A 12977-nucleotide genomic window follows, 5' to 3' on the forward strand; every position below is an offset into this window, starting at 1 on the left:
CGTTCAATAGCTTCGGCAATAAACACACAACGGTAATGTGATCGGGTTATATTGCACTTATATGTATCGGTGTGACAGAGTGAATGCACCCCTTGCGGGGAGAATGCGAGAAAGAGCCTGCCGTGAGTAACAATGACAGTCGTAAGCAGAGTGGCGAACCGAGATGGCTTGGTCCCGCCAGTCCGACGCGGATCGCCCTGATCCCGCCCATCTCGGCTGCGCGCTGGCTGCTCGTTCTCGTCGCGCTTGCGGGCACCTATTTCTTCCACGGCTTTCTGGTTCCGGTTCTCGCCGCCCTCGTCATCGGTTTTGCCAGCTGGCCGGTCTACACGCGGCTTCTGCGGCAGGTGGGCGGCAACACCACGCTCGGCGCATCCATCGCCATCGTCCTCATCCTTACCTTTCTCGTGGTGCCGATCTTTATCGCCGCTTCCTATACGGCAAGCGAAATTCGCGAATGGTTCGGCTGGGCGGTGCATGTCAACAAGGCGGGCGCTCCCGTACCGGACTGGATCGCGGCGCTGCCCGGCATAGGCCCGTGGCTCGGCGAACAATGGGTGAAATATATCGGTACGCCGGGCGCCATCGGTGAAGTCATTCAGCTCGTTAGCGGCGCCAATATCGGCAATATCTACCGGGCGATCCTTGCCGCCGGCAACGGTGCCTTCCACCTTGTCCTTACCCTGCTGTTCATGCTGATCGCGCTGTTCTTCGTTTATCGCAACGGCGCCGGCTTCTCCCGTCAGGTCGATCTCGTCGGTGAGCGCATCCTGCCGACACGCTGGGAGCGCATCTCCCGCGTCGTGCCGGCCACCATCAGCTCCACCGTGACAGGCATGACGCTGATCGCCATCGGCGAAGGCATCATCCTCGGCATCGCCTACTGGATTGCCGGCGTGCCCTCGCCCGTCACGCTCGGCGTACTCACCGGCGTCATGGCGCTCATTCCGGGCGGCGCGCCGCTCTCCTTTACGCTGGTGTCGATCTACCTGGTCGCCAGCGGCTCCCCGGCTTACGGTCTGGCGCTGTTCGTCTGGGGTTCGGTCGAACTTTTCATCGTCGACAAGACCATCCGCCCGAAACTCGTCGGCGGACCTATCAAGCTGCCTTTCCTGCCGACCTTTTTCGGTCTCGTCGGCGGCGTCAAGACCATGGGTTTCCTCGGCCTGTTCATCGGCCCGGTGCTGATGGCGCTGCTGGTGGCAATCTGGCGCGAATGGGTGCGTGAAGTGGAAATCTCCGCCGCCGTAAGCACCGAGACCCCGCCCCCGCCACCCACGCAGGACGACCCGGTCGCAGATGCCATCTCGCGTGAAGACGAAAGCGACGAAACGACGGCGTTTCGAAAAGCGGCGTTTTGATGCTGAAGCCCGCGGCGAAGGGCGATTGCCTGAAACGCCAGATGGCAGGCCAAAGTCGATTCTCTCTTCTTCGTCATGCCGGACCTGATCCAGCATCCAAGCTACGGCGCGTCTGCGCCGTGCACAACGTGTCTTCGCGATCAGGGCTTGATCGCAACAGACCCCGAATCTGGTCCGGGGTGACGCGGGGCTGATGCTGCTGCCAACGCCTCCTCATCCCCGAACCATTCGAATCTGCGCCCGGCCCCTAAAGCGCCTTTTCCATGAACATGCTGAGCGGATCCGGCCTGTAGGGCGCAAAGGCCTCGATCTCCACAAACCCCGCCTTGCGGTAAAGACCGATCGCTTCCGGCTGGCTGATGCCGGTTTCGAGCCGGATGGCGGTAAGGCCAAGTTCGATGCCGCGCGCAACAAGCGTATCCATGATCAGCTTGCCGATCCGCAATCCCCGCGCGTCGGGATCAACGAACATGCGCTTGATTTCCGCCGTACCGTCGCCCGCTTCCACCAGCGCGCCGCATCCAACGACACGCCCCTCATGGCGCGCCACAAAAAACGAGACATTGTCCTTTTCCAGCAGGCCGATATCGACCAGATGGTTGCTCTCGGCGGGATAAAGTGACGCCATGTAAGCATTGGAAAGATCAATGAGGCGCAGAACCGCTTCCTGCCGGGGTGTTTCAAGTTTGATTTCGATGGCCAATGCGATGCCTGCTTTCTCTCAAAAAATGCGTATTTCGTCGTAATGTCACTGCAATCCGGATAGATGAGTTTCTAGAACAGATTTCCCGACAGAGGCAACACACCCATGAAAACAGCCCTCGTTCTCATGACCTTCCTTGGCTGCGACGACAGCGCCACCGACTGCCATTACCTTGCCACCTCGCAGCAGCGCTGGACCAGCATCGAGCTTTGCGACGCCGTGTCGGAAAAGGAGCTGGAACGTTACGCCAATGCCTCTTATCCGGTCGTGGTGGCCGTCTGCCAGACACCGGACGAGCAAACGCCGCAGACGGCGGGTAACGCTCCCGGCGCACAGCCGCCTGCCGCTGCGGCACCCGCAGGAACGCAACAGGCGATGGAACAGGTGACGCCAAAGGAAGAAGAGAGCCTCACCAAGCGGGCAATCAGCCGCGTCAGCCGCATCCTGCCTTCTACCGAAGGCATAAAGCATCTGCTGGGCACGCCGGTCAGAGTGGTCGAAAACAGCTATTCGTGGATTGCCAAACGCCTGGAGAAATAAAACTCAGGCAGCCTCAACCGTCAGCGCCTCGGCATAATACCTGGCCTTCTGCCGTTCTTCCGCAATCGCCAGCTTGCGCACGGCATGCAGCAGTTCGAACAACGTTTCGGAACCGTTGACGTTGCGGAAATGCGCCAGCAACTCGGCGGAGACGGAGGCTGCCGCCTCGGAAAGCTGCGAGCGGGCGGCACGCCGCCACATCAGCGTCGCCTCGATGAAGACGTCAACGACGTCGCCGAAAAGACCGATCGACTGGAACAGGGCCTTCAGCGCGTGCGGCCGCCCTGTTGCCAGGATGGCGCGCACCTTGCGGTCTTCGAGACCGGAGAGATTGACCATGGCCGCCGTGAAGAATTCCAGCCGGCCCGAGCAGACGGCATGGATGAGCAGCGCCGGGGTCAATTCCAGCCTCTGGCGCAGATGTTCCACCAGCGCCGGCAATTCGGGCGACGCAACAGCTGCTGCGATGAGGATGGTGGCGGAATCCTCCGCCTCGCGGAAAATACTGTCGGCGCGGTTGCCTGCGATGAGCGCATGAACCAGCGCCGAACCCGCCAGAGCTTCGCTGACACGCGCCATCAACAGGTGCCGCGCATCAGCGGGCAGCGCCTCACGGCAAAGCAAGAGATCGCGAATATCGGCGTCGCAGCCATGGCGCTCGGCAATGCGCCGCAGCGAGAACGGCGTGATGAAGGCGTCGTCATTCTCGAGAAGAATGATGGTTTCCGAGAGGTCGCCGACCTCGGCAAGTGCAGCGCAGACCCCGCGCGGCAAACCCGGCCTTGCGGCAATGAGGGCACGCGTCAGGCTCTCGCCGCGCCCGGCAAGGTCGACCAGATCGGCTTCGGTGAGAACAGGCGAACGGGCAATCACCGTGCAGGCGATTTCCGGCTGGTCTTCGGCAAGTGAAACGAGAATGGCACGCGGCGCATCGGTAGCATCCGCCAGCGCCTCGGCAAGTGCCAGCCGCACTCGCGGCGACGGGTCGTCGAGCAGATAGGTCATTGCCATATAGGCAGCATCGCGGTTTTCCCGCGCCATGTCGGAATGCAGATAGGCACGGCCGAGAGCATTGGCGGCCTTCGCCCGCTCGGTCGATCCAGCCTTTTCAGACCAGCGAAGAAATGCCTGTACGATCACCTGAGCCTCGAAACACATTCGCAACAATGGATGACGGCATCATCGCCGCCACCATGTATAAAACTCTAGGCGCAAATGGTTTACGTTTGGTTCACCATAAAATTTAACCCTTGCCGGCGAAGGAATATATTTACGGCGCAGTAGAGGGACGCTGCAGCTGGAATACATCGCTGCCGCCATCGCAGTAATCCATATAACCCATGCGCGCCACGGGGCGCGCAAGCCCCATATCGATGCGGCCATCGCGAATGATCGCATCATCAATATGGATCGCCATGACCTGACCGATCACCATCCACGACTCCGATGGCTTTCCGTCTATATCGTTCAGCTGCTGAATCTGGGTCACGCGGCATTCCAGCGCCGCCAGCGCCTCGCCCACATAAGGCGCATCCACCACCCGGCCGTTAACGGCTGTTAGCCCGGCAAGGGCGAATTCATCGACATCGTAAGCAACCGGCGCGGAAGAGGCATTCATCCGGTCGATCAAATGGCGACTGACGAGGTTGGCGGTGAAAACACCGGTCTCCTCGACATTGCGCAGGCTGTCCTTCCGGCCGCTGGAGGAAAACATCACAAGCTTCGGCCGGTCCGAAATCGCGTTGAAGAACGAATAGGGCGAGAGGTTCAGCACGCCCTCCCTGCCCTTCGAGCCGATCCAGCCGATTGGCCGCGGTGCGACGATGGCCTTGAACGGATCATGCGGCAGGCCATGCCGGTTGGTGTCGGTGGTGTAGAACATCAGACGTCCCCGACCCAGGTGACGATATCGGCAAGCTCCGGACGCGGCCGCTCCACCGGCGGGAATGTCGTCGAGCCGATATGGATATAACCCGCCACCTTCTCTTCGGCGCTTACACCGATTTCCGCCAGAAAGGCCGTATCGAAGGCAAGCCATTCCGTCAGCCAGTTCGCGGCATATCCGCTTGCATTGGCGGCGAAGATGACATTGAGGCAGACCGCACCGGCCGACATCACCTGTTCCCACTCCGGGATCTTGAAATGCGGCTTGGCGGTGCTGACGACGGCAATGACGACTGGCGCGCGGGTAAAGCGGGTGCGCTCGGCATCCTGCTGCTGCAGATCCAGTTCCGGGTTTTTCTCAAGCGCGATCCTGAGCGCGGCCTCCCCGAGACGCACACGATCTTCACCGCGATAAACCACGAAACGCCAGGGGGCGAGTTTGCCATGGTCAGGCACGCGCACGGCAAGCCGCAGGATTTCCTCGATCTGCGTCTTCGAAGGCCCCGGCTCGGCAAGCTGCAAAGCGGGCGTGGAGCGGCGAACCTTGAGGTAGTCGAGGAGCTTGATATCGCTGGTCATGATCAAAAATCTTCCATTCTGCTGTCATCGCGAAATTATGGGCCTTGAAATAGCCATGGCATTGGTTTTGAAGTGATCCGGGAAATTCTAGAAGTCAATCGGTATCGAAAATGTCGGCAATCAAATTCGCGGCCAAATTCGCGACACGTCTGGCCATTGCATGCGCCGCGCTCGGCGTTTTATCACAAGCCGCTTTTTCGCAGGACGCCTTTAAAGACTTCAAGCAGCTGGGCGGCACGCCGAAAATGCCGAAGCTCAATGCTTTCACCGCCCCGACAGCACCCAATGCCCCGGAAAGCACCGCCCGCGATATCGCCATGGAAGCCAAACTGACGAGCGGCGGCGAAGCGGTGAAGGAAGGCCTGTCCTGGCGCGTCTTCAGCCCCATTCCGGGTGCCGATGGCAAATTGCCGATGCTGGCAAGCTCGGAAGGCGGCTCGGCGGAATTCCATCTGGTGCCCGGCGAATATTTCGTCAACGTCGCCTTCGGCCGCGCCGGCGTCACCAAGAAACTCAATATTCCGACATCAGGCAACGTCCAGAAGCAGGTGCTTATTCTCGATGCCGGCGGTTTCGTGCTGAATGCGGTCGCAGGGTCCGACAAGCAGATTTCCGGCGGCCAGCTGAAATTTTCCGTCTACTCCTCCGATGCCCGCCCGGACGGTGAGCGCGGCCTCGTGATGGCCGACATCAAGCCCAATACCGTCGTTCGCCTCAATGCCGGCACCTATCACGTGGTTTCCGAATACGGCAACGTCAATGCCGTCGTGCGCGCCGATATCCAGGTGGAAGCCGGCAAACTCACCGAAGCAACGCTTCAGCATCAGGCAGCGCAGATCACCCTCAAGCTTGTCTCCGACGAGGGCGGCGAGGCGATCGCCGATACGGCCTGGTCGGTGCTGAACGGCGGCGGCGACGTGGTGAATGAAAGCGTCAGCGCTTTTTCGACCATGGTCCTGGCGGAAGGCGAATATACCGCCATCGCCCGCAACAAGGACAAGGTCTTCCAGCGCAATTTCAAGGTTACGTCCGGTCGGGATTCCGATGTGGAAGTGCTGATGAAGGATCAGGCGCCGGAAGATATGACCGGGGATTTTGAGTAGGTTTCGCTGCCTGTTCAGAGACGAAGTGCCTTTGAAATCCCATCACACTCCGCGTCATCCTCGGGCTTGACCCGAGGATCCACAGTTCGGCGGTGAGAATGGATCCTCGGGTCAAGCCCGAGGATGACGTGCAGATAGCTTTTAGCGCCCCTCACCCACAAACGAAAACGGCCCCCGAAGGGGCCGTCATCTTCATCAGGCAACCTGCTTCTTCGCCGCAAGCTTGCGCTTCACATCCGGCGGCGTCGCCTCGTCCACGAGGCTGGTAATCGCATCTTCCAGCGACATCGGCGTCTGGTTCTGCGAACCGAGGCGACGGATGTTGACGGTGCGCTCTTCCGCTTCCTTGCGGCCGCAGACGATGATGACCGGAACCTTCGTCACCGAATGTTCGCGGACCTTGTAGTTGATCTTCTCGTTGCGGAAATCGGTCTCCACCACCATGCCCGCCTCGCGCAGCGCTTCGGCCACTTCGCGGCCGTAATCGTCTGCATCCGAAGTGATGGTGGCGACAACGACCTGCAGCGGTGCGAACCACAGCGGCATATGACCGGCGAAGTTCTCGATCAGGATACCGAGGAAGCGCTCCATCGAGCCGCAAATGGCGCGGTGAATCATCACCGGCTGCGTCTTTTCGGAATTCTGGTCGATATAGAAGGCGCCGAAGCGTTCCGGCAGGTTGAAGTCCACCTGCGTCGTGCCGCACTGCCATTCACGACCAATGGCATCCTTCAGCGTATATTCGAACTTCGGCCCGTAGAAAGCGCCTTCGCCCGGCAGGATGCCGGTCTTGATGCGGCCTTCGGACTGCTCCTCGATGGTCTTCAGAACCTCCAGCATCACGCTTTCGGCGCGATCCCAGAGATCGTCGGAACCGACGCGCTTTTCCGGGCGCGTGGACAGCTTGACGACGACTTCACTGAAACCGAAATCCTCGTAGACGGAGAGGATGAGGTCGTTGATGCGCAGGCATTCCGCCGCCATCTGCTCTTCCGTGCAGAAGACATGCGCATCATCCTGCGTAAAGCCGCGAACACGCATCAGACCATGCAGCGCACCCGATGGCTCATAACGATGGACATTGCCAAATTCCGCAAGGCGAACCGGCATTTCTCGGTAAGACTTCAAGCCATGCTTGAAGATCTGGACGTGACCGGGGCAGTTCATCGGCTTGAGCGCAAACACACGCTGGTCAGCCTCTTCGTCATCGGGATGGGTAAAGGCATGGGCGGATTTCACCGCGAACATGTTTTCCTGATACCAGCCCCAGTGACCGGAGGTTTCCCACAGCGACTTGTCCAGAATCTGCGGCGCGTTGACTTCCTGATAGGTGTTGGCAAGACGCCGGCGCATATAGGCCGTCAGCGTCTGGAACATGCGCCAGCCCTTGCCGTGCCAGAACACGACGCCCGGACCCTCTTCCTGGAAATGGAACAGGTCCATTTCGCGTCCGAGGCGGCGGTGGTCGCGCTTTTCAGCTTCAGCCAGAACATGCAGATAATTGTCCAGCTCTTCCTGTGTCGCCCAGGCGGTGCCGTAGATGCGCGTCAGCATCGCATTGTTGCTGTCACCACGCCAGTAAGCGCCAGCCACCTTCATCAGCTTGAAGGCCGTGCCGATCTGCCCCGTGGAGGCCATATGCGGGCCACGGCAAAGATCGAACCAGTCGCCCTGATAATAGATCTTCAGGTCCTGACCTGCCGGAATGGCATCGACCAGCTCGACCTTGTAGTTCTCGCCCTTGGCGGCAAAGACTTCCTTCGCCTTCTCGCGCGACCAGACCTCGCGGGTAAACGGCTTGTTGCGCTGAATGATTTCCTTCATCCGCTTTTCGATCTTCGGCAGATCTTCCGGCGTGAAAGGCTCGTTCTTGGCGAAGTCGTAATAAAAACCGTTTTCGATCACCGGGCCGATCGTTACCTGCGTACCGGGCCACAGTTCCTGCACGGCTTCAGCCATGACGTGCGCGGCATCGTGGCGGATAAGCTCCAGCGCACGCCCGTCTTCACGCGTGACGATCTCGATTTTGCCATCGGTGATGGTCTCGGACAAATCGCGCACGGTGCCATCAAGCGCAATGGCGACAGCCTTCTTGGCAAGCGATTTGGAGATGGATTCGGCGACTTCACGGCCAGTCGTACCGGCGGGGTAGCTGCGCACGGAACCATCGGGAAATGTAAGGGAAACAGCTTCAGACATTGTCGAATTCTCCTGTCCAGTCCCGCCAACGAATGCGGGTGGTGTTGGAATAATAATCGCCCGAATGATAATATTGGGCAGGCAGGCTGATAAATGCTTTTGCCATTCCAGTCAAAGGTGAACGGCGTTTCACCCGAGCATTTTCGCCAGCCCGTTGACCGTATTGGCGTTGCGGGTCGTGCCTATGCCAAGCCTTTTCGTGGTCAGGACTGACAGCAACCGGCTCTCGCTCGGCTTGCCCTGAAAATCGATCCAAAGCTCGCCACCGACCACGGCAATCTTTTCCTGCTGACGATATTTCTCCAGTAATCCGAGAACCTCTTCGCCAAGTGGCTGCCGCATCACCCGAATGCAGACGTCAGGAGAATTGCCGTGCGGAAACGGATTATCCGACGCCAGTTTCAGCCAGTCGCTGCCCGCCCGAACAAGTATATCGACATGTTTGCCGAACCGCTTTTCGAAGGCGCGCTCAAGACGGCCTTCGAATTCCGGTATCGGCCCAGCCTCGGCACGAAAAACCAGATTCCCGGTCGCAACCAGCGTCCTGCAGTCCTGAAATCCCAGCTCCTCCGCCATTGCCCGCAGATCGGCCATCACAAGCCGCTTGCCGCCGCCAAGAACGATGCTGTGCAGCAGAGCCACATACTCGCTCATCTGGGCAGGTTCCAGTAACGCCACGGCGTCCACCAATGCCTCTTTTCGCCCAGCGTCTCCGGCACCGGGTCCAGCCCGCTGGTACCGCCCGGGCCGCAGCGCGCCACACGAAACAGCGTCATCCAGCCGCCCGGCCAAAGTCCGTGACGGGCGATGGCCTCATAACCATATTCCGAACAGGTGGGGATATGGCGACAGGAATTGCCGATGAAACCGGAAAGCGTCAGCTGATACAGCCTGATGAAACCGACACCCAAAAGCCGGCCCGGCGTTTTGGCAAAGGTCCCGCCCCAGTTACGGGATTGCCCGGCCCTCGCCGTCTCTTGATGCCGGCAGCCCGGTTCGCCACACATCGTCTAACCCGCAACATTCAGGACCGGCCGGCCTTCGATCTGGTCGAGCGCATCAACCACCGCTTCGAAAGTCAGCATGGTGGAAGTGTGGCGTGCCTTGAAGTCCCGGACGGGGGAAAGCACCCGCATATCCTCAAAACGGCCCGTCGGCCCCTCGCCGCCCTGTTTCAGCATGGCCAGCATATCTTCCCGCGCCTGGCGGATTTCACCGCTGGAAGCGCCGATGACATGATGGGCCATGATGGAGGCCGAGGCCTGACCAAGCGCACAGGCACGAACCTCGTGCGAAAATCCGGCCACGATGCCGTCTTTCACCTTCAGATAGACCTTGAGTTTCGAGCCGCATAGCCGCGAGTGTTTTTCGGCGCTGGCATCGGCATCCTCAAGAACACCGATCAGCGGAATATTCCCGGCAAAGTCCAGAATGCGGTTATTATAGATGTCATCCATCGTCAGGTGTCCGGCGCGCTCAAAATGCCCAAAACGGGACAGGTCATATTTTCCAAACACAGCGTTTGTCGCAGTGAAGCTTTCCTGCCCTTCATTCTCATTATATGCTAACGAGCTTTCTGGACATCAAGCCATGATGAAATTAACGGCTTCGATACCGAATTATCAGCGGCGGCCTTGCCAAAATGCTGTAAAACAACCAGATAGCAGCAACTGCGAACACGAGTTCGCGATGAAAAACGAGTTCAGGTGCGGCCTTTACCCGCATCGGGAGAGACGAAATGGATGCGATCGTGAAGAATTTCCCCGGCGCTGGCACAAAACCCGACGTGGCCGAGGCCCGCCCAAGCCAGGCGGAAGCGGAAGAAGCAGTACGCGTTCTTCTGCGCTGGGCGGGAGAAAATCCTGCCCGTGAAGGACTTCTGGATACGCCGAAGCGTGTCGCCAAGGCCTATCGCGAACTCTTTGCCGGTTATGAGTTGAATGTTCAGGACGTGCTCGGCACGACCTTCGAGGAAGTCGGCGGTTATGATGATGTGGTGCTGGTGCGCGACATCCCGTTCTTCTCCCATTGCGAACACCATATGGTGCCGATCGTCGGCAAGGCGCACGTCGCCTATCTTCCGGCTGGCCGCGTGCTTGGCCTGTCGAAGATTGCCCGCGTCGTCGAAATCTTCGGCCGCCGCCTGCAGACGCAGGAAAACATGACCGCGCAGATCGCCAGATCCATCGAGGAAACGCTGAAGCCGCGCGGCGTGGCCGTCATGATCGACGCCGAACATATGTGCATGTCCATGCGCGGCGTAAACAAGCAGGGGTCGACAACGCTGACCACCAGCTTCACCGGTACGTTCAAGAACGACCCGGCCGAGCAGGTCCGCTTCATGACCATGGTGCGGAACCGCTAGGCATCGGACCGAATCGCCAGCGCGTTTTTCGGAAAATCCGGTGATCAGATTAAGACCTGGAGCGGCGGAATCGATTCCGTTCTTTCGCCGCTCTGATCATTCCGCCAGTTCAGTTTCCGGGGTTATCATGTCCATTCCCTTTCCATCCGCGCCTGCGGATAAGGAAGCGCTCGAAAACGCGGGCCTTTTTTCGCCGAAATTCGATGCCCACGGCCTCGTCACCGCCGTGGTAACCGACGCTCGCGACGGTGAATTGCTGATGGTCGCCCATATGAATACCGAAGCCCTGTCGCTGACGCTGGAAACGGGCATCGCCCACTATTACAGCCGCTCGCGTGACAAGATCTGGAAAAAGGGCGAAACATCCGGCAACCTGCAGACGGTGAAGGAATTCCGCACCGATTGTGATCAGGACGCCGTATGGTTGAAGGTCTCCGTCGCCGGCCATGATGCGACCTGCCACACTGGGCGCCGATCCTGCTTTTATCGCACCGTGGAAATGTCTGATGGCAATGCCGTGACCAAAATCACCGACGACACCCGCCATTTCGATCCGGCGACCACCTATTCCGGCACATAAACGGCCGGCTTCCATCGGCCGCACCAATTTGCTACCAATATAGCAGGTTCCGGGGATAGGACGGAGCCTCACGGAACTGGCAGGGAGTGCGATCATGTTGGGATGGGGAAATCGTCGCAATCAGCTCGCGGCTGGAAACCCCGAAGACATGGAGCCGCCCATCGTCACCGAGCGCGTCGATACGCGCCGCATCGCGCTGGCGCTTGGTGGCGGGGCCGCGCGCGGCTGGGCACATATCGGCGTCCTGCGGGCGCTGGATGAGGCAGGCGTGAAGATCGGCATGATTGCCGGCACGTCGATCGGCGCGCTGGTGGGCGGTTGTTACCTCGCCGGCAAGCTCGATGAACTGGAAGAATTCGCCCGATCTCTGACGATGCGCCGCATTGCCGGCCTGCTCGACCTGACGATCGGCGGCGGCGGCCTGTTTGGCGGCATGCGGCTGACCAAGCGCATGCAGGAGCATCTGGAAGGCCTGCGCGTCGAAAACCTCGAACATCCCTTCATCGCCGTCGCCACGGAACTGCGCACCGGCCATGAGGTCTGGATCCATCAGGGCGACCTCGTCACCGCGCTTCGTTCATCCTATGCGCTGCCGGGAATTTTCGAACCGGTGCAATGCAATGGCCGCACTTTGATCGACGGCGCGCTGGTCAACCCCGTGCCGGTTTCGGTCTGCCGGGCCTATGAGCAGGCGCTGGTCGTTGCCGTCAATCTCAATTACGATCTCTTTGGCCGTTCCGCCGTGGTCAAGCATGCAGCCTCGCCGCATGCAGGTTCCGCTCCGCCCGTAGAGAGCGCGCCGCGTCCCGGCCTGCCGGGCGTCATGGTGCAGGCCTTCAACATCATTCAGGACCGGATTTCACGCTCGCGCCTCGCCGGCGATCCGCCCGACCTCATGCTGCATCCACGCATCAACGATATCGGCCTGTCGGAATTCCATCGCGCCAGTGAAGCCATCGACAGGGGATATCAGGAAACGCGCGCCCGTATTCCCGAACTGGAGCGCATGCAACAGGCGTTCCGGCGCTGAGATAAAGGCCGCCGATAAGGCTGTCAGGCAATTGTACCGCGCCGGAAACGTAGAACACCTCCTGCTTAATCCGCTACTGGAAATGCCCTGCCCCCGGCGCAAGGTTTCAGCCGGCGATATAGGCCTTGATATGCTCCGCCTCGGCCTCGATCTCGCCGATCCGCGCCTTCACCACGTCACCGATGGAGATGATGCCGGCGAGACGTCCGTTTTCCTCGACCGGAACGTGGCGGAAACGCCCGCCTGTCATGATTTCCATCAGTTGGTCGGTAGTGGAATTACCATGACAGCGGATGACGTTCTTGGTCATGGCCACCGAAACGGACTGCTGGAGAGAAGCGGCGCCCTGACCTGCCACGGCCTTCACCAGATCACGCTCCGTGAAAATGCCGAGAACGACACCATCGGCATCCGTCACGACGACCGAACCGATCTTGTGCGCATGCAGCGTTCCCGCTGCCTCGCCGATGCTGACCTCCGGACCTACAGTCACAACGTCCCGACCCTTGCGGTCGAGAAGATCTTTTACGAATGTTGCCATGCCTTCCTCCTCTTTTCAGCGATCACAGCACGCCGCAGTCTCCCCCGGCGGTTGCAAATCATGAACCATGGTGCGCTGAGGCCCGTGTGAAT

The 12977-nt window shown here is 59.9% G+C and carries 15 protein-coding genes; 6 read left to right on the plus strand and 9 right to left on the minus strand.

The window, feature by feature from the left end:
• Window positions 1–122: 122 nt before the first annotated feature.
• Window positions 123–1361 (plus strand): AI-2E family transporter, encoded by a 1239-nt coding sequence (locus JZX89_RS16355; protein ID WP_174373623.1) that lies wholly within the window; start codon window positions 123–125, stop codon window positions 1359–1361.
• Window positions 1362–1608: 247 nt separating this feature from the next.
• Here the strand turns inward: JZX89_RS16355 and JZX89_RS16360 are convergent, their stop codons facing one another.
• Window positions 1609–2064, minus strand: a complete 456-nt coding sequence (locus JZX89_RS16360) for a GNAT family N-acetyltransferase (RefSeq protein ID WP_207134742.1) — start codon at window positions 2062–2064, stop codon at window positions 1609–1611.
• Window positions 2065–2169: 105 nt separating this feature from the next.
• Here JZX89_RS16360 and JZX89_RS16365 point away from each other — a divergent pair, with 105 nt between their 5' ends.
• On the plus strand, window positions 2170–2604 hold the full coding sequence (locus JZX89_RS16365; protein ID WP_174373622.1) for a hypothetical protein: 435 nt from the start codon (window positions 2170–2172) through the stop codon (window positions 2602–2604).
• 3 nt (window positions 2605–2607) lie between these two features.
• Here JZX89_RS16365 and JZX89_RS16370 read toward each other — a convergent pair whose 3' ends face one another.
• The 3 genes from JZX89_RS16370 to JZX89_RS16380 all read right to left on the minus strand — a co-directional run bounded on the left by JZX89_RS16370 (window position 2608) and on the right by JZX89_RS16380 (window position 5067).
• Window positions 2608–3762 (minus strand): DUF2336 domain-containing protein, encoded by a 1155-nt coding sequence (locus JZX89_RS16370; RefSeq protein WP_207134743.1) that lies wholly within the window; start codon window positions 3760–3762, stop codon window positions 2608–2610.
• Between the two features lie 112 nt (window positions 3763–3874).
• Entirely contained in the window at window positions 3875–4486 is a 612-nt protein-coding gene (locus tag JZX89_RS16375; RefSeq protein WP_207134744.1) for a flavin reductase family protein, read from the minus strand.
• Entirely contained in the window at window positions 4486–5067 is a 582-nt protein-coding gene (locus JZX89_RS16380; protein WP_149897407.1) for a nitroreductase family protein, read from the minus strand. Before JZX89_RS16380 ends, JZX89_RS16375 begins: the two co-directional genes overlap by 1 nt.
• A 110-nt stretch (window positions 5068–5177) precedes the next feature.
• Between JZX89_RS16380 and JZX89_RS16385 the strand changes: the two genes are divergently transcribed.
• Window positions 5178–6170 carry an RgsD C-terminal domain-containing protein gene (locus tag JZX89_RS16385; RefSeq protein WP_149897406.1) on the plus strand — a complete coding sequence of 331 codons (993 nt, stop codon included), beginning with the start codon at window positions 5178–5180 and terminating at the stop codon, window positions 6168–6170.
• A 195-nt stretch (window positions 6171–6365) separates the two neighbouring features.
• On the opposite strand, the gene thrS is transcribed toward JZX89_RS16385, so the two are convergent.
• The 4 genes from thrS to JZX89_RS16405 all read right to left on the minus strand — a co-directional run bounded on the left by thrS (window position 6366) and on the right by JZX89_RS16405 (window position 9826).
• Window positions 6366–8369 carry a threonine--tRNA ligase gene (thrS, locus tag JZX89_RS16390; protein WP_149897405.1) on the minus strand — a complete coding sequence of 668 codons (2004 nt, stop codon included), beginning with the start codon at window positions 8367–8369 and terminating at the stop codon, window positions 6366–6368.
• Between the two features lie 129 nt (window positions 8370–8498).
• On the minus strand, window positions 8499–9023 hold the full coding sequence (locus tag JZX89_RS16395) for a DUF1697 domain-containing protein (RefSeq protein ID WP_207134745.1): 525 nt from the start codon (window positions 9021–9023) through the stop codon (window positions 8499–8501).
• The gene (gene yidD / locus JZX89_RS16400; protein ID WP_149897403.1) at window positions 9020–9376 is read right to left on the minus strand and encodes a membrane protein insertion efficiency factor YidD; all 357 of its coding nucleotides are present in this window, start codon (window positions 9374–9376) and stop codon (window positions 9020–9022) included. Before yidD ends, JZX89_RS16395 begins: the two co-directional genes overlap by 4 nt.
• A gap of 3 nt (window positions 9377–9379) precedes the next feature.
• Window positions 9380–9826 (minus strand): iron-sulfur cluster assembly scaffold protein, encoded by a 447-nt coding sequence (locus tag JZX89_RS16405; protein ID WP_207134746.1) that lies wholly within the window; start codon window positions 9824–9826, stop codon window positions 9380–9382.
• A 281-nt stretch (window positions 9827–10107) separates the two neighbouring features.
• Between JZX89_RS16405 and folE the strand changes: the two genes are divergently transcribed.
• From folE to JZX89_RS16420, 3 genes are all read left to right on the plus strand, one after another.
• On the plus strand, window positions 10108–10734 hold the full coding sequence (folE, locus tag JZX89_RS16410; protein WP_046798300.1) for a GTP cyclohydrolase I FolE: 627 nt from the start codon (window positions 10108–10110) through the stop codon (window positions 10732–10734).
• Between the two features lie 127 nt (window positions 10735–10861).
• On the plus strand, window positions 10862–11314 hold the full coding sequence (hisI, locus tag JZX89_RS16415; protein WP_207134747.1) for a phosphoribosyl-AMP cyclohydrolase: 453 nt from the start codon (window positions 10862–10864) through the stop codon (window positions 11312–11314).
• 94 nt (window positions 11315–11408) lie between these two features.
• Window positions 11409–12344, plus strand: a complete 936-nt coding sequence (locus JZX89_RS16420; RefSeq protein WP_207134748.1) for a patatin-like phospholipase family protein — start codon at window positions 11409–11411, stop codon at window positions 12342–12344.
• Window positions 12345–12450: 106 nt separating this feature from the next.
• Here the strand turns inward: JZX89_RS16420 and JZX89_RS16425 are convergent, their stop codons facing one another.
• On the minus strand, window positions 12451–12885 hold the full coding sequence (locus JZX89_RS16425) for a CBS domain-containing protein (RefSeq protein WP_149897399.1): 435 nt from the start codon (window positions 12883–12885) through the stop codon (window positions 12451–12453).
• Window positions 12886–12977: the final 92 nt, after the last annotated feature.

Origin of the sequence: Agrobacterium burrii (genome assembly GCF_017313405.1) — a bacterium.
Taxonomy (GTDB): domain Bacteria; phylum Pseudomonadota; class Alphaproteobacteria; order Rhizobiales; family Rhizobiaceae; genus Agrobacterium; species Agrobacterium burrii.